The organism is Rhodococcus sp. 14-2483-1-1, from assembly GCF_002259335.1.
In the GTDB taxonomy this organism is placed as follows: domain Bacteria; phylum Actinomycetota; class Actinomycetes; order Mycobacteriales; family Mycobacteriaceae; genus Rhodococcoides.
Genome location: NZ_NPFX01000020.1, coordinates 23,958 through 42,858 on the forward strand (window position 1 = coordinate 23,958; position 18,901 = coordinate 42,858).

General features: G+C 64.6%; 19 protein-coding genes and 1 pseudogene. 9 read left to right on the top strand and 11 right to left on the bottom strand.

The annotated features are described in order from the left end of the window. Nucleotide 1: 1 nt before the first annotated feature. Nucleotides 2-667, bottom strand: coding sequence for an aspartate/glutamate racemase family protein (locus tag CH294_RS17680; protein WP_037148516.1), 666 nt, complete (start codon nucleotides 665-667; stop codon nucleotides 2-4). 3 nt (nucleotides 668-670) lie between these two features. Beyond that, complete coding sequence (locus tag CH294_RS17685) at nucleotides 671-2,089, bottom strand: MFS transporter (protein ID WP_094738668.1); 1,419 nt, start codon at nucleotides 2,087-2,089, stop codon at nucleotides 671-673. Nucleotides 2,090-2,288: 199 nt separating this feature from the next. Between CH294_RS17685 and CH294_RS17690 the strand changes: the two genes are divergently transcribed. Beyond that, nucleotides 2,289-2,963 (top strand): GntR family transcriptional regulator, encoded by a 675-nt coding sequence (locus CH294_RS17690; protein ID WP_094738669.1) that lies wholly within the window; start codon nucleotides 2,289-2,291, stop codon nucleotides 2,961-2,963. Between the two features lie 16 nt (nucleotides 2,964-2,979). Here CH294_RS17690 and CH294_RS17695 read toward each other — a convergent pair whose 3' ends face one another. Next, on the bottom strand, nucleotides 2,980-4,098 hold the full coding sequence (locus tag CH294_RS17695; RefSeq protein ID WP_094738778.1) for a YbfB/YjiJ family MFS transporter: 1,119 nt from the start codon (nucleotides 4,096-4,098) through the stop codon (nucleotides 2,980-2,982). A gap of 155 nt (nucleotides 4,099-4,253) precedes the next feature. On the opposite strand from CH294_RS17695, the gene CH294_RS17700 reads away from it, so the two are divergent. Genes CH294_RS17700 through CH294_RS17715 form a run of 4 tightly spaced genes read left to right on the top strand, consistent with a single transcriptional unit; the run spans nucleotide 4,254 to nucleotide 7,004 of the window. Further along, a complete protein-coding gene (locus CH294_RS17700) occupies nucleotides 4,254-4,553 on the top strand; it encodes a type VII secretion target (RefSeq protein WP_037171208.1) in 300 nt (99 codons plus the stop codon). Next, the gene (locus CH294_RS17705) at nucleotides 4,550-5,533 is read left to right on the top strand and encodes a hypothetical protein (protein ID WP_094738670.1); all 984 of its coding nucleotides are present in this window, start codon (nucleotides 4,550-4,552) and stop codon (nucleotides 5,531-5,533) included. The genes CH294_RS17700 and CH294_RS17705 overlap by 4 nt, the downstream gene beginning before the upstream one ends. Beyond that, complete coding sequence (locus CH294_RS17710; protein ID WP_094738671.1) at nucleotides 5,530-6,477, top strand: hypothetical protein; 948 nt, start codon at nucleotides 5,530-5,532, stop codon at nucleotides 6,475-6,477. Before CH294_RS17705 ends, CH294_RS17710 begins: the two co-directional genes overlap by 4 nt. Further along, nucleotides 6,474-7,004 (top strand): LpqN/LpqT family lipoprotein, encoded by a 531-nt coding sequence (locus CH294_RS17715; protein ID WP_170944770.1) that lies wholly within the window; start codon nucleotides 6,474-6,476, stop codon nucleotides 7,002-7,004. The genes CH294_RS17710 and CH294_RS17715 overlap by 4 nt, the downstream gene beginning before the upstream one ends. A gap of 1 nt (nucleotide 7,005) precedes the next feature. On the opposite strand, the gene CH294_RS17720 is transcribed toward CH294_RS17715, so the two are convergent. The 3 genes from CH294_RS17720 to CH294_RS17730 all read right to left on the bottom strand — a co-directional run bounded on the left by CH294_RS17720 (nucleotide 7,006) and on the right by CH294_RS17730 (nucleotide 10,978). Then, nucleotides 7,006-7,929, bottom strand: coding sequence for an ABC transporter substrate-binding protein (locus CH294_RS17720; protein ID WP_094738779.1), 924 nt, complete (start codon nucleotides 7,927-7,929; stop codon nucleotides 7,006-7,008). A 73-nt stretch (nucleotides 7,930-8,002) separates the two neighbouring features. After that, the gene (locus tag CH294_RS17725) at nucleotides 8,003-10,306 is read right to left on the bottom strand and encodes an excinuclease ABC subunit UvrA (RefSeq protein ID WP_249305358.1); all 2,304 of its coding nucleotides are present in this window, start codon (nucleotides 10,304-10,306) and stop codon (nucleotides 8,003-8,005) included. A 138-nt stretch (nucleotides 10,307-10,444) separates the two neighbouring features. Further along, complete coding sequence (locus CH294_RS17730) at nucleotides 10,445-10,978, bottom strand: DUF2231 domain-containing protein (RefSeq protein ID WP_094738674.1); 534 nt, start codon at nucleotides 10,976-10,978, stop codon at nucleotides 10,445-10,447. Between the two features lie 89 nt (nucleotides 10,979-11,067). Between CH294_RS17730 and CH294_RS17735 the strand changes: the two genes are divergently transcribed. Then, complete coding sequence (locus CH294_RS17735; RefSeq protein ID WP_094738675.1) at nucleotides 11,068-12,564, top strand: acyl-CoA synthetase; 1,497 nt, start codon at nucleotides 11,068-11,070, stop codon at nucleotides 12,562-12,564. 7 nt (nucleotides 12,565-12,571) lie between these two features. Here the strand turns inward: CH294_RS17735 and CH294_RS27855 are convergent, their stop codons facing one another. The 3 genes and pseudogenes from CH294_RS27855 to CH294_RS28080 form a co-directional block, all read right to left on the bottom strand. Beyond that, nucleotides 12,572-14,191: an HNH endonuclease signature motif containing protein gene (locus tag CH294_RS27855; protein ID WP_249305360.1), complete on the bottom strand. Its 1,620-nt coding sequence runs from the start codon at nucleotides 14,189-14,191 to the stop codon at nucleotides 12,572-12,574. Between the two features lie 46 nt (nucleotides 14,192-14,237). After that, nucleotides 14,238-14,489: a DUF3253 domain-containing protein gene (locus CH294_RS27860; protein ID WP_230592547.1), complete on the bottom strand. Its 252-nt coding sequence runs from the start codon at nucleotides 14,487-14,489 to the stop codon at nucleotides 14,238-14,240. A 15-nt stretch (nucleotides 14,490-14,504) separates the two neighbouring features. Then, nucleotides 14,505-14,774, bottom strand: a pseudogene (locus CH294_RS28080) (DUF2256 domain-containing protein); the annotation flags it as partial. Here CH294_RS28080 and CH294_RS17755 point away from each other — a divergent pair. From CH294_RS17755 to CH294_RS17765, 3 genes are all read left to right on the top strand, one after another. Then, nucleotides 14,656-15,222: a peptide deformylase gene (locus CH294_RS17755; protein ID WP_094738676.1), complete on the top strand. Its 567-nt coding sequence runs from the start codon at nucleotides 14,656-14,658 to the stop codon at nucleotides 15,220-15,222. The pseudogene CH294_RS28080 and the gene CH294_RS17755 sit on opposite strands and share 119 nt — an antisense overlap. 83 nt (nucleotides 15,223-15,305) lie before the next feature. Continuing rightward, nucleotides 15,306-15,719 (top strand): hypothetical protein, encoded by a 414-nt coding sequence (locus tag CH294_RS17760; protein ID WP_094738677.1) that lies wholly within the window; start codon nucleotides 15,306-15,308, stop codon nucleotides 15,717-15,719. Between the two features lie 142 nt (nucleotides 15,720-15,861). Next, nucleotides 15,862-17,130, top strand: coding sequence for a DUF4185 domain-containing protein (locus CH294_RS17765; protein ID WP_032404083.1), 1,269 nt, complete (start codon nucleotides 15,862-15,864; stop codon nucleotides 17,128-17,130). On the opposite strand, the gene CH294_RS17770 is transcribed toward CH294_RS17765, so the two are convergent. Together CH294_RS17770 and CH294_RS27865 are read right to left on the bottom strand one after the other, a co-directional pair. Next, nucleotides 17,063-17,725: a hypothetical protein gene (locus CH294_RS17770; RefSeq protein ID WP_094738678.1), complete on the bottom strand. Its 663-nt coding sequence runs from the start codon at nucleotides 17,723-17,725 to the stop codon at nucleotides 17,063-17,065. The genes CH294_RS17765 and CH294_RS17770 overlap by 68 nt on opposite strands. Beyond that, complete coding sequence (locus CH294_RS27865) at nucleotides 17,722-18,678, bottom strand: hypothetical protein (RefSeq protein ID WP_249305361.1); 957 nt, start codon at nucleotides 18,676-18,678, stop codon at nucleotides 17,722-17,724. The genes CH294_RS17770 and CH294_RS27865 overlap by 4 nt, the downstream gene beginning before the upstream one ends. Nucleotides 18,679-18,901: the final 223 nt, after the last annotated feature.

The following is an 18,901-nucleotide window of genomic DNA, read 5'->3' on the forward strand; positions in this document are numbered from 1 at the left end:
TCTAGCTGCGCACCGCGCTCGAGATTCTGTCGACGACCATCGCAACGGCACTCGGAACCGGCTCGATGACGTCCACGTCGGTGCGCAGCGCCAGCCGCCGAGCCGAATCGCTCAACGGTCCGCCGCCGATGACGACGGCGCTCGCTCCGGCGGCCACTGCTGCATCGACCGCTGTTCCCAGTTCGACAACGCTCGATGCGAGGTCCTCGGCCAGGACCAACGGCGATGACGCAGTGAGGAACACACCCGCGAAATCGCCGTCGGGCACGGTGGCACGAGTCAGTGCATCGAGTGGGGCGGCGAGATCGGCTGTGGTGGTGGCGATCGCGAAGCGGCGACCGCCTCGTGCGGCGTGCAGGATTCCTGCCTCGCCGATCCCGACGACCGGAATGTCGACGAGGGTTCGGAGTTCGGCCGCACCGGGATCACCGAACGCGCCGACGATCACGGCGGCCGGGTCATGGTGCTCGATCGCGTCGAGGGCCGCTGCTACGACATCCGCTCCGGCAGCACGCAACTGTTCGGTGCCGGTGATCATCGCCGGTCCGGTACCCGCGGTGACCCCGATGACGGTGAATTCTGTGTCGTAGAGCCAACGCCGCGCGACGTCGACGAGCAGCTGCGTCGTTGCAGTGTTCGAGTTGGGGTTGATCAGGAGAATCTTCACGGTTCAGCCATCTTCCGGCATGGGTTGTCCGAAGGTCTCTTTCGGGAACTGAACGGCGATCGCGCATACGATGAACAGCCCTGCCAGCATCCCGAACATCGCGCCGACGCCGGACGAGTCGAGAACGGCTCCGGCGATGAGCGGGAACAGTCCGCCGGAGAGAGAGCCCAGCGCCAGGATCACCGACGTCGCGAGGCCACGGATGCGAGTCGGGTATTGCTCGGGTGCGAACAGCCAGATCGTCGTGTTGAGGATGATGACCGAGAAATTGAACAGAGCACCGAAGAACAGTACGAGGCCGATGGACGTTGCGAAGAAGCCGAATCCGAGTCCGGCGACAATACCGAGCACAGCGCCACCGGTCAGCGTGACCTTGCGGGGGAGTTTGCGAGCGATGAGCGCAGCGGTCAGCGCGCCGATCAGCGACCCGGACTGCATCACGAGGGTGTACCAGAGCGCACTCGAGATCGACATGCCCCGCTCGGTCAGGATGACGGGGATCAGCGTGAGCATCGAGATCTGTGCTGCGTAGGACATGCAGACGGCGATGCCGAGGGCGAGAGTGCTTCTGCGGTAACGCCGCCCGAACATTTCCGTCCACCGTGCGCGCGGTGCGGCGTGATCGTCGACCGAGGTATCGATGTTCAAGTACTGAACCTCGGAGTCGAGGGGGCCGCGAAGCTTGCCCTGCGCCAGACGGTTGATGACGGTATTGGCCTCGGCCACACGGCCCGTCGCGGCGAGGAAGCGAGGTGTTTCCGGAAGCGAGCGGCGATAGAACACTACCGCGAGTGCGGGCAGTACGAGCAGACCGAACAGCCAACGCCAGCGGTCGTCACCGGTGAAGATCGCGAAGACGATGACCCCGAACAGTGGAGCGAGCATGTTGCCCAGGCCGGCAGCCGCGACGTTGATCATGCCGACCGCGGTACCACGATGTTTGGCGGAGAAGAACTCCGAGAGCATGATCACCGCCACGGCGATTTCACCGCCGAGTCCGAGACCGACCAGGAATCGAGCGCCCACCAACACCTCGTAGTTGGGTGCGAATGCGCACAGTAGCGAGCCGAACGCGAAGACGAGAAGGTTGGCACCGAGGAGGGTTCGACGACCGAAACGGTCCATCACCGCTCCGGCCAGGATGCGCCCGAGTGCGACGGCGGTGAACGTCGCGGTGTTCAGCAGTCCGATCTCGGTGCCACCGAGACCCCAGGATTCACGCAGGAGCGGACCGGTGATGCCGACGGCATTCTGTTCGACGGCGTCGAAGAACACACCGAACAGGACCATGGCGACGATGCCGAAGTGAGCTGTGGTGAGGCCGATCTTCGAGTACGACGCCTCGATCTGTTCGCTGAGACTGCTCTGCTCGGGCGGTGGGTCGATCGGTGACGGCTTCTCGTTCGTGGTCGGGACGCTCATCCCAGTGCCTCTCGTTCAGTGGTATACCAACAGCGGAGAATTTACTGAGCTCTGCGCTACGGAAGGTTTCTCGGCGGTAACACTTGTGTTTCCAGGTCCTCTCACCTGCCGCTTCCTGTCTAGGTCTTCGTCGGGCAAAGTCTGCCGATGTCACCTGTGGATACGCGGTATACCTTCAGTTCGCTGGTATACAAGCATCATGGCATCCACTGAAGGTCGCGAATCGCTGTCGCGTTCGGTGTTCGAAGCGATCAGAACACGCATCCTCGACGGCCGCCTCGCGCCTGGTGAAACGCTGAGCGAGCGCAACCTGGGAGCTGAGCTCCAGGTGTCGAGGGTGCCGATTCGGGAGGCGCTTCCGTTGCTCGAAGCAGCCGGGTTGGTCACGCTGTCGCCGAGACGTCCTGCCGTGGTCACGGCCGTGACCCGAAGTTCGGTCGACGAGTTGTACGACATCAGGTCTGCGCTCGAGCCACTCGTGGCTCGACGGGCAGCGTCCGCGGTGGCGGCGGGTTCGGATTCCTCGTCGTTGGTCGATGCCGTGTCCCGTGCAGGTGCAGCGCTCGACCGGGGCGATCTACTCGAATTTCATCACGCGAGCTCAGGAGTGCACTCGGGGATCGAGGCATTGTCCGCCAACAGGCTGTTCCCGGTCATCATGGAACCGTTGCGGGAGCGCAGCAATCGCCTCAACATGGCCAACCTCGAAAGGGATCCGTCGCTGCGGCACGGGGAGCATGTCTCTCTGGTCGACGCCATCGCCAAGGGGGACCCGGACTTGGCTGCCGCTGTTGCGTTCGCCCACGTGGAATGGGGCCGGGCACGCACGTTCGAGACTCTGGCACAAGTTCCGGGTTACGACCCACAGCACTGAGCCGAGTGCGCTGTCCTCAGCGCCACGCGGTCAGTCGGGACACCTGTACGGCCCCGGCAGTCCCGAGCACGAGCACTCCCGTCGCGACAGCGAAGGCAATCGAATAGGAGTCGCCGATGGCAGGTGCGACGATCAGTGGGCCGAGTACCTGCCCGACGCCGTAGACCGCGGTCAGCGTCGCCGCGGTACGTCCGATGGGCAGTGTCTGAGCGGTGCTCATCGTCAGCATCGTGATGCCCATGAACGTTCCGCCGAACAGCAGAGCCGAGAACACTGCGGCGACGGTGTTCCCGGTCAGGGCGGGGAGTACTGCTGCGATCGATTGCAAAGCGAACGCTGCCACCAGGGCGTTGCGCATGCTGGTTTTGCGGGCGACCGCCTGCCACAGCACCGTCGCCGGTACCGCGGCGAATCCGACGACGATCCACACCGCCGGACCCACCGATGTGCTGCCGTGGCCACCGACCGTCGCCACGAGAAACGTACCGACGATGATGTAGCCGAGACCCTCGAGGAAGTACGCGAACAGCAATGTCCGCCATACGGTTCGGGTCCTGCGGTCGATCTCGCCGGGTACAGCACGCGTTGTGGGCTCGGGATGCACCGAAAGCGTCCACGCCGGGGCGATGAGGACCGCTGTCAGTAGAGCCGAGCACACCCACAGCGCCTCCCAGGACAGGTGCGGTCCGACGAGCAGGGTCAGAATTCCCGACGCTGCAATACCTGCGCCGACGCCCCCGAACGCGATCCCTGGTGACGCACCGTCGGCTCTGTGCTTGGTGACGGTGCTCGCGCACGCGATGAAAACCGCGGCGCTCGCCAGGCCGGCCAGGAACCTCAGCGCCGAGAACGCTGTGGCGGAATGCGCTGCAGCCATGGCTAATTCACTGGCCACAAGCACGACCGTCCACAGCCTGAACGATGTCGTCGTATTGATCGACGGGCGCACGGACAACACGATTGCCCCGACGAGGTAGCCGGCATAGTTCGCGGTTGCGATGACGGCACCGCTGCTCGGTGTCAGCTCCGCCGCGTCGACCATGATCGGTAGCAGCGGCGTGAACACGAAGCGCCCGACGCCCATCGCCGCCGCGAGTCCGGCCGCGGCAGCGAACGACAGTCGACGGCCGTTCATGGCGAGCACCCCCTATGACGTTAGCCGGGCCAACGGTACCCGCCGCATTCACGACTCCGGAATCGGACCGGACGGAACCGATCCGAGCCCACGGGCGTCAAACCCGATGACGCCGATTCACCGGGCGTCGATACGGTGCGACTCGGGGGAGCGTCATGACAGTGAATGTGGATCCAGTGATCCTGCGGCAGTTCTCGAATGTGTTGTCGGGAACGGGGGAGGCGATTGCCGAGTTGGATACCCTCGCCCCGTTCCGCGAATCCGAGAATGCGCTGCAGGGTACCGACTTCGGCGCAGCATGTGCGGCGGCCGCCGCAGCGGCGGCGGGAGCTGTTGCAGCACTGGCCGGCCGGGCCGAATGCGTCGCAGACATTGCCCGCGGCGTCGCGCAGAACTACGAGATAGCCGACGACGAACTCGCCCGCCGCCTCGCTGCGATGGACCAGCCGAAATGACGCCGACCGTGCCGCACGTTGCGGGCTGGGAGCCGGAGTCGATGCGCAAGACGATGATCGAACTGGCCGAGATCGTCGAGCGCGTCAACGGCCAGCGCACCGGGGTGTTGGAGGAGCAGGATGTGCTGGCCGAGACGTGGACCGGCGAGGCAGCGAGCGCTGCAGCCGAACGCGTGGTGACCGAATGCTCCCGGATGAGCTCGGTGTGCGGTGAGATCGATTCACTCGGTCAGGCATTCGAGACCGCAGCAGGAATGGTCGACGCCGCGAAGGCGCACCTGCAGGCGCAGGTGTCGGCGGCGACCGCGAGCGGGTTCGCCGTTCAGGCAGACGGTGTGGTCGATCCCGACGGGATGATCGCGCTGATTCCGGACAGCCTGGGTGAAGAGAAAGTACGCGAGGCCGACGAACTGCGCTCTGCTGCAGCGCAGTTGACGGAAGACATCCAAGATGCTCTGAAGCAGGCAGAGCGGGCGGCGCTCGATGCTGCGCAGCAGTTGGCCGAGCCCACGAAGCTGCTGACCGCTCTTGCGCTGGGCAGCCCGCCGGGAAAGTTCGTCGAGAACCCGGACGGATCGTTCTCGTGGATGCCGGACTGGCCGACGACCGTAGCATCGACGGTGATCGGCGGCATGGCAGCCGTGACGAGGCGGGCGCTGGAATTTCCCGGTGTCGATTCCGTCGACGATGTTGCCAAGAACATCGGCCGTGGGCTCGGGGTCTTCGGAGTCGTTGCGGGCGCGATTCCCGGGATCGCGGGAAAAATCGATGACGGGATGAACCCGGCCGAAGCGGTCGTCGTCGAGGCCACACCGATAGCCGCTGGAGCAGTTGCGACGTGGGCGTTCGGTGCGGTGGGCGGCCTGGCGGGTTCTTTTCTTCCGGGGCCGGGCACGGTGGCCGGCGCTGCTGCCGGAATCGCTCTGGGCGGACTCGTCAGCTACGGAGTGGACAAGCTGTTCGAGGCGGCAGGGAAATGAGCGAGTACAGGCACAGCCGGACGCCACAGCGTGAGGATGTGCTGAGCAAAAGCGTGGTAGGACAGAAGTATCCACTGTGGGTGAGAACGTGGCGCAGTGTTCACCTGGGGTGGCTCGTAGCTCTCGGCGTTCTGTCTGCCGTCCTTGCGGCGACAATCGTGACTGCCGGGCTGCTGAGAACAATCGACGCGGACACACTCCTCTCCATGTCGTGGCTGACGTTGCTGATGCTCTTGCCGCTCACGCTCGCAGTATTGTTGTCCGGCATCGGATCTGCCCGGCTTTCACGTTTCGTGCGACCGGTGAACGTCGCCGGAGTCGGCCGGGGCGTGGCAGTGCCGGGGCGGGGGAATGTGTTGTACCGCAGCGGAATACTTGCATTCGCGTTGGTGGCCGGCATGTCTTACGTCCAGTGGGGAGCAGACGAACCCGTAGGTGCTGCGCGGCACCAGCTGAAGATCGTAGTCATGTCGCACTTCGGCGCTCCGATATGTCTGCTGTTCTTCGCGTTGAGTGTGCTCGTCGTCAACCGGACCAGAATCTCGCTGCATCCCGATGGCATTGTGGAAGAGATCTATCGTCGCCGCGGGTGGAAGGTCACCACAGCCGTCACCGTCGTGCCGTGGGACGGGATCGTCGAGCTGCAACCGCAGACGCATCCGAATCCGGCCCTGTCACATCCGCACTGGTACCCCACTATCCGAGTCGCGTACCGCGCAGCCGACAGCGAATCGGATCAGGAACTGACGCTGATGGTGTGCGAGAAGAAAGTCGAGCCCAACTCGTTGTATGCCCTGTTGCAATGGTGTCGCGACAATCCCTGGGCTCGTGCGCAGCTGGGCCAGGACGATGCGCGTGAATTGCTGCGTCCGCCCGGTCTGATCGAGCGTATCCGCGCCGACCGAGCCGCATCTACTTCCGCTCGAAGGGATGCTGTTCAGTGACGGTTCGAGAGGGCTCGATCGAAAGTTTCCTCGAGCAGCAGGGTGTCGAGCTCGTGCCCGTGCATCGCAGCGAATGCAACAGGTTCGGTCTCGAACTGCCGACAATGCCGGGCTGGGACCTGGTTCCCGAGCATTTGTTCCCGCATGCCACCGCGGTGCTGTGTTCGCCGGCGAATGCCGTCGACGGGTTCGTGCCGAATGCAATGGCTCTGGTGGGGAAGTTCACGCGATCGGTGGATCCGATATCGCTGCTGGAGTGCGGGTTCGGAGACTCACGGGCGTTGCCCGGTTGGGCCGAGGTCAGTCGCGACCGAGCACCGCTGCGCGGACTCCCATCTGTCTCGATCGCCGGTCGATACGACTGGGACGGTCGGACGCTGTTCGCCCGGACCCGCTATGTCGTCGTCCACCACATTGTCGATCAGTACCTCGTACAGATGACGGTCACCCTGCCCGACGTGACCAGGGCTCGATTGGGTTGGGCAGCAGACGAGTTCGTGGACGAGGTGCGGATCGGGTACGAGTGACTTACCTCGGAATCTGCTGCACCACCGCGGCGACGGCCTCCACCTGGTCCGCGATTCGAGGACCCCATCGACTCGACAGATCCTCGTCCATCGGGAAGATCCTGCCGTCCCGGACGGCGCGCATCGACCCCCACCCCGGCCGAGCTGCGACGGATCGGTCTGTCACTCCGCAGCATTGGGCGTCGGCGAGAAAGACAACGTCGGGGTCCGCGGTGATCACCGTCTCTGCGGACAGCTGCGGGTAGTCGCCTGCATCGGAGCCGTCGGCGATGCTTTGCAGACCGAAGAGGCCGTAGATCTGCCCGACGAAGCTCTGGCTGGTCACGGTGTACAGCGTGTCGTCGAGTTCGTGGAAGTACGTCAGTGGCTCTTCGCGCGTCGGCACGCTGGCGACGGCCGCATCGATCCGGTCACGCATCTGCGCGACCACTGCGTCGCCTTCGGCGTCGTGCCCGGTCGCGTCGGCCACTTGTTCGATCTGCGAGTACGCGTCGTCAAGGCTTGTCGCGGCCGGCAGCAACAGCGTCGGGACCCCCGCCTCGGCCAGGGTGGATGTCACGATGCCCAAGTCGGTGGAGGTGATCACCAGATCGGGGTCGTACGCAACGATCGCCTCGAGGCTCGGCGTGAATGCCGACAGGCCGGTCTTGGGCGCGTCGGCCGGATAGTCCGACTGATCGTCGACGGCCGCAACCTGCTCACCCGCGCCGACGGCGAACAGGGTCTCCGTCGCAGTCGGGCTGAGCGAGACGATCGTGCGGGGCATCGCGGCGATGGTGACGGTCCCACCGTCAGAGCCCGACGCGATCGACTTGGGGAATTCCCCGGTCGGCGCGGCGGCTGAGGTGGTGGCCGGGGTATCGGTTGTCGCGCCACCGCACCCGGCTGCGAGAAGCGCGACGACCGCGAACCCTGCTGAGATCATTCGTGCCGATCGACGCTGCACTGCCACTCCTGTGTCCGATGTCCCTGGAGGGCCAACACTATCGGGTCTTCGGTCACCGTCCCAGGCTGCGCGCCAGGTACCGCCCGGTGTGGGTGTCCGAGGTGAGCAGCCCGTCCACCGTTCCGGTGAACGTGATCAGGCCGCCGTTGTGCCCGCCGTCGGGGCCGAGGTCGATGACCCAATCGGCGGCGGCAACGACGTCCAGGTTGTGTTCGATGACGATCACCGATCTGCCCTCGTCGACCATCCCGGACAGCAACGCGATCAGATTCGACACGTCCGACGGGTGTAGACCGGTCGTCGGTTCGTCGAGTACCAACACCGGTGACGATCCGACCAGCTCGGTGGCGAGCTTGAGGCGTTGGCGCTCGCCACCGGACAACGAGGAGAGGTTCTGGCCGAGGGAGAGGTAGCCGAGCCCGACGTCTCGGCACCGCCGCAGAATGTCGCGGATCTTCTTGACGTCGAAGAAGTCCTGCGCGTCCTCGACGGACATCTCGAAGATGTCGGCGATGCTGATGCCGTCGACGGTGTGCCGGATCGCGCCCGACCGAAATCGCCTGCCCTGGCACGTCTCGCACGTGCTGGTCACCGGGTCGGTGAAACCGAGGTCGGTGAAGATCACGCCACTGCCCTGGCAGTCGGGGCAGGCACCGTCGGAGTTGGGTGAGAACAGCGATGGCGGCTGGCCGGTCTTCTTGGCGAAGTACGCGCGGATCGGGTCGAGGAGTCCGGTGTACGTCGCGGGGGAGGAGCGGCGCGAGCCGCGGATGGGTGCCTGGTCGATGATCACGGCGTCCGGCGCGGCCTCGCGGAGGTGTCCGTGGATGAGCGAAGACTTTCCGGAACCGGCGACCCCGGTGACGGCGGTCAGCACCCCCAGCGGAACGTCGACGCTGACGTCGCGCAGATTGTGGGTGCTTGCTCCGGTGATGCTCAACCAGCCGGAAGGGGCACGCGGAGTGCGCAATTCGATGTTCTCGCGTCGTAGTGCGGCACCGGTCCGGGTGTCAGCGTCACGCAGCTCGTCGTAGGTTCCCTCGAACACGACTGTGCCGCCGGCCTTTCCAGCACCGGGTCCGATCTCGACGATGCGGTCGGCGATGGCCATCACCTCGGGGTCGTGCTCGACGACGAGGACGGTGTTGCCCTTGTCGCGGAGCGCGAGCAGCATGTCGTCGAGGCGGTGCACGTCGCGAGGATGCAACCCGGTGGTCGGCTCGTCGAAAACGTAGAGCATGTCGTTGAGTGTGGCTCCCAGGTGCCGGACCATCTTGATGCGCTGAGATTCACCACCGGAGAGCGACGACGTAGCGCGGTCCAGGCTGAGGTAGCCCAGTCCGAGATCGACGAGTCTGCGGAGCTGCGTGACGATTTCGCTCGTGAAGGTGCCCAAGCCCTTGATCTTCCAACCGTCGATGCGATCGGCGAGTTCGGATACCTGCATGGCGAACGCCTCGGGGAGGGAAAGCCCCTCGAGGGTGGCACCTCGGACGGTCTCGTTGTAGCGGGAGCCGCCGCAGGCCTCGCAGGTGCCCCGGGTGACGATGCGCTCGAACGCCAGCTTGGACTTTCCCTTGAGCGCATCGGCGTCCTTCGCCAGATAGCTGCGTCGGAAGCGGGAGACGATGCCCTCGTAGCTCTTCATGACTGCGTCGGGGTTCGTCACCTCGACCTCGCCGGGCTTGGCGTCGAAGAAGATGTGGCGCTCGCGGGCCGAGTACTGCTCGATCGGGACGTCCAGGTCGAACAGACTCGAGTCGGAGAACACCCGGTACGGCCATTTGCCGACCTCGAAGTCCGGATGCTTGAACGGCCCTTCTCGCAAGGACTTCGACTCGTCCACCAGTTCGCCGAGGTCGACGACCTTTGCTTCGCCGAGCCCCTCGCACTCGGGGCACATGCCGGCGGGGTCGTTGAACGAGAATGCGTTGGCGTAGCCGATCGACGGAGTGACGCCTCGGGACCAGAGCATGCGCAGCCAGTCCCCGATGTCGGTGATCGTGCCGACTGTCGAACGCGGGCCGCCGAAGAGACGCTTCTGATCGACGATCACGACGGCCGACAGGTTGGCGATCAGATCCGCGTCGGGCCGACCGTAGGACGGGAGGAACGTCTGCGCGAACGCGGTGAACGTGGAGTTGATCTGTCGTTGGGCCTCGGCTGCGATGGTGTCGAAGACGAGCGATGACTTGCCTGACCCGGAGACGCCGGCGAACACGACGAGCGAACGTTTGGGCAGGTCGAGGCTCACATCACGAAGATTGTTCTCGCGGGCACCGCGAACGATGATGGTGGACAGGTCTTGGGCAGGTGTGGCTGGCGGAGTGGAGATCATCGGCTGGGCTGGAGTCATTGCGCGGGAGTCGCCTTTCGCCGCCCCCGGCGCTGGTTCGCCCGGGGCCGACGCAGTCTACCGTACGGCGTACGGAAATGCTGCTCCTAATAGTTGTGTGCAGGCCACGGCCGGACCGCTGATGCGCACTCCGCGGCGTCAGGCGCGGTGTTGAACCACTGATGGCGTGTCACTGCTGGTCGAGCTGTAGGCGAGGTGACCTCCGATGAGTCCACCCACGCTGGCGGAAGCGAAACCAGCCGCGGCGAGCGCTTTGGCAACACCGTCGGTGTGCTTGCGGCGTCGTAGGTAGGAGCCGAGGAACAGGAATACGCCGGTCGCGTTCGAGGCCGCGTGGATCATCCCGACCCGCCGCTGGCGAACGTTCATCGTCGACCAGTCGGCCCAACCGGTGGCGATAGCGGCGGGCGCGGACGCCAGCCCGACGGAGATGAGCAGTTTGCTCGCCCGGGACTGGTGATTCATCAGGTCGAGGACCACTGCGCTCGTCCAACTGCCGATGGTGACGTTGACCAACGCAGGGTGGATGGGGTGCCCGACCCACCGCCCGCGGAGCGCGGAACCGACGGCGGTGTCGTCGAGTGCGGGCGCGAGAACTCCGTTGATCGCGTTGCCGGCTCCGTCGAGGAAGGAGGCCGATTCGAGGCTGTCGAGTGCTTGTTTGGCTGTCATACCTTCCCGCATGCCCCACCTGTCCTGTGCGAACCGTAAGGGCAGCCAAACACAGGACGAAATGCTTGGACGTCCTATAACGTCGGGTGATGAGCAGCGGAACACGAGTGAACACCGTCGACGGCGTCCTGCGACGGTCGGCAGCGAAATTCCCCGACCGTCTCGCCGTGACGTTCGAGGGACGTAGCCACACCTACAGAGAACTCGATACCGCGGTCACCCGCGCCGCTCGTCGACTGCGCGCGATGGGGTTGGAGAAAGGTGACCGCGTCGCGGCGTACGGCGTGAACTCGGATGCGTACGTCGTTGCGTTCCTTGCTTGTGCGCGAGCCGGATTGGTGCACGTTCCGATCAACTACGCGCTCGTGGGCGAGGAATTGCAGTACTTGCTGGAACAGTCGGGCTCCCGCGTGGTTCTCGTGGACCCGGCGTTGACGGCCACCCTCGACTCGGTTCGCACCAACCTGAGCATCGAGCACGTGGTGTCTCTTCCCGATGTGCTGGGCACGGACGGCGACAGTTCTGACCTCGACTCCGCCGCAGAGTCGACCGACCTCGCTCAGTTGCTCTACACCTCCGGAACGACGTCGAAGCCCAAGGGCGCGATGATGTCTCACGGCGCACTCGTCGCGGAGTACGTCTCGTGTGTCATCGCTCTCGGGTTCACCCAGGACGACGATCCGCTGCTCGTGATGCCGATGTACCACTCGGCGGGGATGCACGTGTTCATGCTGCCCTACCTGTCTGTGGGTGCCACTGTGCGTTTGATGCGTAGGCCCGACGTTCCGGAAATCCTGCGCCGCATCGAAGAAGAGAGGATCAAGTCGCTGTTCCTGGCCCCGACGGTCTGGGTTCCGCTGGCCAATCACCCCGATCTGGAGACGCGCGACCTCTCGTCGTTGAAGAAGGCGCAGTACGGGTCGTCGATCATGCCGGTCACAGTGCTCACCCGACTGCGAGAGCGGTATCCGGACATCGAGTTCTACAACTGTTTTGGGCAGTCCGAAATAGGGCCGCTGGCAACGGTATTGCAGCCTGCCGAGCACGAAGCGAGGCCGGCGTCGTGCGGCCGCGCGGTGTTCTTCGTCGAGACCCGCGTCGTCGACGCCGACGGCAACGATGTGCCGGACGGTGAGCCCGGCGAGATCCTCTACCGATCCCCTCAGTTGTGCGACGGCTACTGGGACAAGCCGGAGGCGACGGCAGATGCGTTCTCGGACGGGTGGTTTCATTCCGGCGATTTGGTGACCCGCGATGCCGAGGGGTTCATCACCGTCGTCGACCGGATCAAGGACGTGATCAATACCGGCGGCATTCTCGTCGCGTCACGCGAAGTGGAGGATGCGATCTACACCCATTCGGCGGTGGCCGAGGTCGCGGTGATCGGGACCCCCGACGACCGGTGGATCGAGGCGGTGACGGCTGTCGTTGTGCTGAAAGACGGGCAGGAGTTGTCGGCGGAGGCGTTGATCGACCACGTCAAGGGTCGCATCGCGCCGTTCAAGGTGCCCAAGACCGTCACGTTCGTCGACGAGTTACCGCGCAACCAGAGCGGGAAGCTGCTCAAGCGAGAGTTGCGCGGTTGACCTGCTCTCAGGCTGCTCGCCGTTTTCGTCGGTGGTAGCTGGGGATGGGTTGTCTTCGGGGGTCGACGGATTCGGGTGGGATGGCGTACGGGTGTCCGTCGTCTCCCATGATCAGTTGCCAGTCGCCGTGGTGGACGAGTCGGTGGCATTCTCCGCAGACCAGCGCGAGGTTGTTCAGATCGGTTACGCCGCCGTCCTCCCAGAACTTCACGTGGTGGGCCTGGCACCACTGCGCAGGGCGGCCGCACATCACGCAACAGGTATCGCGGATGGTCAGGGCGATGCGTTGATCGTCGCTGGCGAGTCTGGTGGTGCGCCCGAGCGCGAGCGGAACGCCGTGGTCGTCGACGATGACCGGGGTCAGGTCGGCGTCGCAGGTGAGAAGTTCTGCAAGGAAGCGACTGATCGGGCCGGTCCAGTCGAGGTGGAACGGCCAGTCGGCGTCGCCCGGCTCGGGCGCAGACTTCTGCGCGGCACGATCACCACCGGCAGTATCACCACCGGTTGCTGCGTCGCCGCGAGCGTCGGTATGGCCTCGGGCAGCGCCATCGGAACGCGGGTCGGTGGGACCGGTGCTGTCGCCCTCTTCGTGGCGCACTGCATCAACGCTTGAACCGACCCTGTCGTGGCCGGCACCGGTTCTCGTCGAATCCGTTGTTGTACTTCCGGGTTGCTCTTTGCCGCCGTGGGCGAGCAGGTCCCGCAGTGGGACGATCAGGTGCACCGACGCCCGCGACCCGCCCGTCGACCCGCGGGTGCTGCCGCGTAGGTGTCGGTCGAGGATCTGATCGAGGGCGTCGGCGCGGCGCTTCGACGGGCTACGTGGGTCGCGTTCGCCACCGGGACCTGGCCGCGGTGCAGTCAACGGCGACAGGGCGGTGAACATTTTCTCGGCCAGCAATCGGTCGACGCTGCCGCCGAATTGATAGCGACCGTTGGCGAGAGGATGAAGATCGAACCGGTTCAGGTCCGGGTTCTCCGACACCGGTGCCGGCGCGGGAGTCGACGGAACAGGCTCGGGTGCAGGCGGTTCCGGATCGGGCAGCCTGCCGCTTGGAGTCGATGAATGATCGCTCCGTCCCGCCTGATCTCGATGCTCCTGCTCCCGCTCTTCCTGCTCTCGTTGTTGTTGCTCGCGTCGGTCCTTCTCGTGTCGAGCTCGGGCGTCGTCCGCCGCAGAGTGCGCCAGTGCTTGCGCACGTGAGGTGACCTGACCGGCGGTATTGCGTATCGCGGTGTCGAGGAGTTCGGCGACGATTGCGTCGCGTCGTTGCTCGTCGAGGGTGGGGTCGGCCACCAGCACGACGTCGTAGCCCTCGGCGATTGCTGCGGCGTGAGCGGCGTGAATCTCACCGCAGGCGAGGGCGTCCAGCACAGTGTGGTGATAGTGCAGCCAGTACCCCAGTGCGTTCTGGCGGGCCGCTGATCCGTCGGTGATCCGAACCGATCGGGCGTACCAGCGGGTGACGGACGAGTGCCCGAGTTTCATCGCCAAGCCGCGTCGGTCGATTTCGGCGAGCAGTGTCAATCTGGTTGCAACGAGTGCTTTTTCGAGGGAGGTCACGTCAGTGAGCTCGGAGACCAATTCCTGGTCCGCGAGCTCGAACACATCCCCCCATGTCTTCACACCACGAAAGCTATACCCACCCACCGACACGTTTTTACGACGCCGGTCAACGCTTCCAACGAATACGGATCGGGCCCTTCGCAGTCGAGGGATCGACCACGGACCCCTTCTGGGTGATCTCGACTTCTCCCGCGTCGACCATGCGGCGAGCAGCGCGGCGGACCGGCTCCATCAGCTCGCGCCATCCGTCGTCGGACAGTGCTCGTGCCACGTCGGAGGGGCAGATCGTGGCGTCGCGGGATCTGGCGTCGAGCAGGGTGCGGATCTTGTCTTCGAGTTCTTTGTCGGTGGTGCTCACCTTGTGTCGCCGGCATGTGTCGCTGCAGTACTTGATGTCATCCCAGTTCTTCTCCCACTTCTTGCGCCACTCGATTCTCCGCCCGCACGATGCGCAGACCTTGTCCGCGGGGTGAGCCGTGGGGGAGCGACGGGAGTGAGCCATACTTCGACAGTAACCTCGTCGCATGGCGATTCGATCCATCCTCATTGCCGGCGACCCGCTTCTGACGACCCGAGCCACTCCCGTCACCGAGTTCGATGCGGAACTGGCGGCGTTCGTGGACGACCTGTTCGAGACGAACATCGCCGCACACGGGGCGGGCCTCGCTGCCAATCAGGTCGGTGATCCGCGTGCAGCTTTCGTCTACGACCTGCGCGACGGCGGAGTGCGTCACCGCGGGCACGTGATCAATCCCGTGCTCGAGACGTCGCCGATCCCGGAGACGATGCCCGACCCGGAGGACTCCGAAGGGTGTCTGTCGGTCCCGGGGGAGCGGTACCCCACGGGACGCGCCGAGTGGGCCCGCGTCACTGGCGTCGATGTGGAGGGGAACGCGGTGACGGTCGAGGGCGAGGGCTACCTGGCTCGGTGTCTGCAGCACGAGTGCGACCATCTCGCCGGACATCTGTATCTCGACCGTCTGATCGGCCGCAATCAGCGTGCAGCGAAGAAGATGATCAAAGCCAATGGGTGGTCGGTACCAGGCAACAGTTGGCTGCCCGGGTCCGACTCGAATCCGTTCGGTTGGTGACCAGCACGCCCCGGTGACAGCGCACGCTGTCGAACGCTCCATCTTCAAACGGCCATGCCGCCGAACACGGCACACTGGAGACCATGACCCCAATCGAAGCTCCCATCGTCGCCGAGCGGCTCGGCCGTCGTCTCACGGTGTGGGGTGGTGGAAGTGTGCTCGCCGGAACGGTGTTGGCGTTGCGCGGCTCGTCGCCCGCACGGCGAGCGTTCGGTCTGCAGACGGCCGGGTGGGGTGCGATCGACCTGGCGATCGCGAGTGCCGGCGCACTGAGTTCGAAGCCGCCGACGTCGGCGAGCCTGAGCCGGCTGCTGTGGATCAATGCCGGTCTCGACGTCCTCTACATCGCGACCGGTGCGCACATCGCCGTCAGGAAGCCTCGCTTCGGCCGCCGGATCACTGCCGACCAGGCGTTGGGTCACGGAACGGCAGTTGTGGTCCAAGGCGTAGCGCTGCTGGTCCTCGACACGACGCACGCCCGCATGATCAGCGGCTAATCACACGAGTGTCATTCCCGCAGTAGGTGATTTGTCAAGCACCGACACGCCCCATTTGTTGCGCGATGAGTAGATTTGCGTAACACTCGTCCCATCAGTCACATGAGTATCGTGGGTCACACGGGAAACGGTGGGTTCGTCCATGCGTGTACGTAGTCGGCAGATTGCTGTCGGGGCTGTCCTGGCACTGGCAGTGAGCGGGCTCAGCGCTCTGACCGCGCCTACCGTCTCGGCCGAGCCGTGTGGTGGTCTCGGCGGACCGGGCTCGTCGCCGCTCTTCGGGTCCTCGGGCAGCGCGGGGATGTCGGGCAAGAACCCCCAGGGTCCGCAGGGGCCTCTTCCGCGCATCACCGGCAACACGCAGAGCATCGCCTGGGTCACCGGCCCGCAGAGCGTGAACGACACCTACAACACTTTGGCGATGTCGGGAACCGACCTGGGCATCAGTTGGGACAACGGCTCCGGCCAGATCCTGATGGCGTTCGGTGACACGTTCGGTGATTGCTCCTCGGGAAATGCGCAGTGGCGCAGCAATGCTCTGTTCCGGTCGGACAAGGCGTCGACCGATCTCTCCCAAGGAATCAAGATCGGCCCAGCCGACCCGAACAGCAGCACCTCGGGTGCTGTTGTCCGAGCCAACAATCCACGCTACGCCGCCGAGATCATCTCGAGCGCAAAGCTACCGAGCGTCGAGGACACCACCATCCCCACGGCGGCCATCGCGATCGGCAGCACCCAGTACATCAACTACATGTCTGTGCAGAGCTGGGGCGCACCCGGTCGCTGGATCACGAACTACTCCGCGACGGCCAAATCGACCGACAACGGCCAGAATTGGACGACGGATCCCAAGACGATCCGCGTCAACAAGGGCGTCACGATCCCCGGCTTCACCAATGTCCACGAGAGCCAAGGGAAATTCCAGCAGAGTGCCTACGTACTGAGCCGCGATGGCAAGACCCTGTACCAGTTCGGCACCCCCAACGGACGATTCGGTGATGCCTTCGTCTCACGAGTCGCGTCGGCCGACATCGAGAATCTCGACGCGTACGAGTACTCGACGCAGGATCCCGACCCAACCAAGCAGTGGTCCAAGAACATCGGCGATACCGTCGCTATCGTCAAGGGCCCGGTCAGCGAGATGTCCGTTGCGTGGAGCGACTACCTCGGCCGTTACGTGATGATGTACGGGGACGAGAACTCTCGTACGTTGGTCGCGCGTACTGCCGAGAATCCAGAGGGGCCGTGGAGCGCGCCGAAGACGATCCTCGATGCCAACCAGACGGCCGGCGGTATCTACGCACCGTTCATTCATCCGATGTCGAGTGGAAAAGACTTGTACTTCACTGCATCTCGGTGGTCGGACTACAACGTGCTGCTGCTGAAGACGAACCTCGATGCGCTGAAGTGAGCTTCGCCGATCGTTCGATGGCGGCTTCCAGGTAGGCGGCGACGTCCAGATCGAGCGCTGCGGAGAGCAGCCCGCGGCGAATCGTCGAGCGATATCTGCTCGACGGTGCGCCGGGCTCCCGCACGAGCGAGCTGGTCAGCGTGAAGGCCGGAATTCCGTCGATGTCCGGAAGCCGCAGCAGTGCATCGTATTTCCCGCGGAAGCTCTCGCCCTCGCGATCCACTTCCAGCTGCGACCACTGTCCGACGGCGAGCGTCTCCATCTCCCCGACATCGATGGCTGCGACCACGTTCTCGACCGCGGCCAGGTGAGCGAACTGGGCTCGTTCGATCAGATAGCCTTGCGCTACAGAACGATTCGTAGGATCGACCGTCGTCGACACGAAGGCGGATGCTCCGGTCCAGCGCCGGGATACTCCCGCGAAGTACAGCGCATGATCGATCCACAGCCACCGTTGTTCGGCAGGTAGTGACGCGGTGGGCGCCGGCGGGTGCGCGCCGAACTCCGAGTGCTCGTCGGATCCGGTCAGGTAGGTATGGAACCTCTCGCGCAGCAGATTGGACCCGTACGAGACGTACCACAGCCGTTCGCTCATTCGGCCTCGAACAGCTGCCGGTACGCCTCGGCGAGTAGGTCGGCCGCGAGATCGTGGTTGTGTGCCGCTGCGCCCGTTGAGTTTCCGGACCGCATCAGTCGAGCGTTGAGGCCGTAGGCAAGGTCGTCGAACGTGTCGTCGTCGATACCCAGGTCGACGTCCACGTCCTCTTCCAGCAGCGCCCCGAGGTCGATCGACCACGACCACACGCGTTCGTCTCGATACGGTCCGCGTCCGGCGCTGACGGTCTCGTTGGAGATCTCGAGCTGCTCGTCGGTCCGGTCGCGCGGAACGTTGGTATTGATGCGCAGGTCCAGCTCGATCGTGTCGTCGTCGTGCATGATCTCGTCGACGCGGAGGGTCTCGAATCCGCCGCACGTCAGCGTCAGTAGACGTCGCGGACCGGTGTCGTCCTGTGCGTCGGACAGGGCGCTGATCTGCCACAGGTACTTCTCGGTGTTCGCCGGATCGGGGATCGAGGAGTTGATGTAGTCGGCCACGATGCTGCGGATGGCGGGGTAAGCGATGTGGTCGGAGAGCTCCCAGAACCGTCGACGGCTCTGCCCGACGGCCGCGTCCAGCAGCGTTGCGCGCTTGGCGCGTTCCTTCGGCAATGCGGCTTTCGCGCTCGGTGCGTCGCCGATCGCGGTCGGCTCCGCCGGACGCTGACGCAGGTCGGTCAGTTGCGAGACCAGCGCTGTCAACTGCTCGAGCTGGTCCTCGGTTCCGGGGGTGAAGTCGAGCGACTCGATGTCGGCCCAGATGACGCGGTCGGCGGCGAATTGGGCTGCCACGGAGTGGGAGTATCCGACGAAGGCCTCGTCGTTCGTGAAGTGCAGGACGTACAGCCCGGATCGGTGATCCTTGGCCGCGAAGGTCGTGGCGATGGATCCGGCATCGATGACATCGAACCGCTCGAAGGCGAACCCGTCGGGTGTGGAATCAGTCGGCATGGTCGAGAATCTACCGATGTGAGATGAAAGCACCTATTTCCGGCCTTGTCCGCAATGTCGGGAATTCGTTCCAGAAACCGATGATTTAGGTGAACCTTCGTAAACTCGACGTTCAGACTTGTTCTGGCACCGCCTGTTCCGCATTGTCCGATGTACCGGAGGTACTTCCGCTACCGTGAACGAAAGACGAATTCGTGGTGCTATCTTGTGGAATGTCTGTTTC

Excerpts from the sequence above, each read along its gene's own strand:
- CH294_RS17770 (WP_094738678.1), bottom strand. The coding sequence starts at position 17,725 with ATGAGCGAACGGCTGTGGTACGTCTCGTACGGGTCCAATCTGCTGCGC.
- CH294_RS17695 (WP_094738778.1), bottom strand. The coding sequence starts at position 4,098 with ATGAACGGCCGTCGACTGTCGTTCGCTGCCGCGGCCGGACTCGCGGCG.
- CH294_RS17700 (WP_037171208.1), top strand. The coding sequence starts at position 4,254 with ATGACAGTGAATGTGGATCCAGTGATCCTGCGGCAGTTCTCGAATGTG.
- CH294_RS17690 (WP_094738669.1), top strand. The coding sequence starts at position 2,289 with ATGGCATCCACTGAAGGTCGCGAATCGCTGTCGCGTTCGGTGTTCGAA.
- CH294_RS17725 (WP_249305358.1), bottom strand. The coding sequence starts at position 10,306 with ATGACTCCAGCCCAGCCGATGATCTCCACTCCGCCAGCCACACCTGCC.
- CH294_RS17710 (WP_094738671.1), top strand. The coding sequence starts at position 5,530 with ATGAGCGAGTACAGGCACAGCCGGACGCCACAGCGTGAGGATGTGCTG.
- CH294_RS17755 (WP_094738676.1), top strand. The coding sequence starts at position 14,656 with ATGGCGATTCGATCCATCCTCATTGCCGGCGACCCGCTTCTGACGACC.
- CH294_RS27865 (WP_249305361.1), bottom strand. The coding sequence starts at position 18,678 with ATGCCGACTGATTCCACACCCGACGGGTTCGCCTTCGAGCGGTTCGAT.
- CH294_RS17765 (WP_032404083.1), top strand. The coding sequence starts at position 15,862 with ATGCGTGTACGTAGTCGGCAGATTGCTGTCGGGGCTGTCCTGGCACTG.
- CH294_RS17735 (WP_094738675.1), top strand. The coding sequence starts at position 11,068 with ATGAGCAGCGGAACACGAGTGAACACCGTCGACGGCGTCCTGCGACGG.
- CH294_RS17730 (WP_094738674.1), bottom strand. The coding sequence starts at position 10,978 with ATGACAGCCAAACAAGCACTCGACAGCCTCGAATCGGCCTCCTTCCTC.
- CH294_RS17685 (WP_094738668.1), bottom strand. The coding sequence starts at position 2,089 with ATGAGCGTCCCGACCACGAACGAGAAGCCGTCACCGATCGACCCACCG.
- CH294_RS17720 (WP_094738779.1), bottom strand. The coding sequence starts at position 7,929 with ATGATCTCAGCAGGGTTCGCGGTCGTCGCGCTTCTCGCAGCCGGGTGC.
- CH294_RS17705 (WP_094738670.1), top strand. The coding sequence starts at position 4,550 with ATGACGCCGACCGTGCCGCACGTTGCGGGCTGGGAGCCGGAGTCGATG.
- CH294_RS17760 (WP_094738677.1), top strand. The coding sequence starts at position 15,306 with ATGACCCCAATCGAAGCTCCCATCGTCGCCGAGCGGCTCGGCCGTCGT.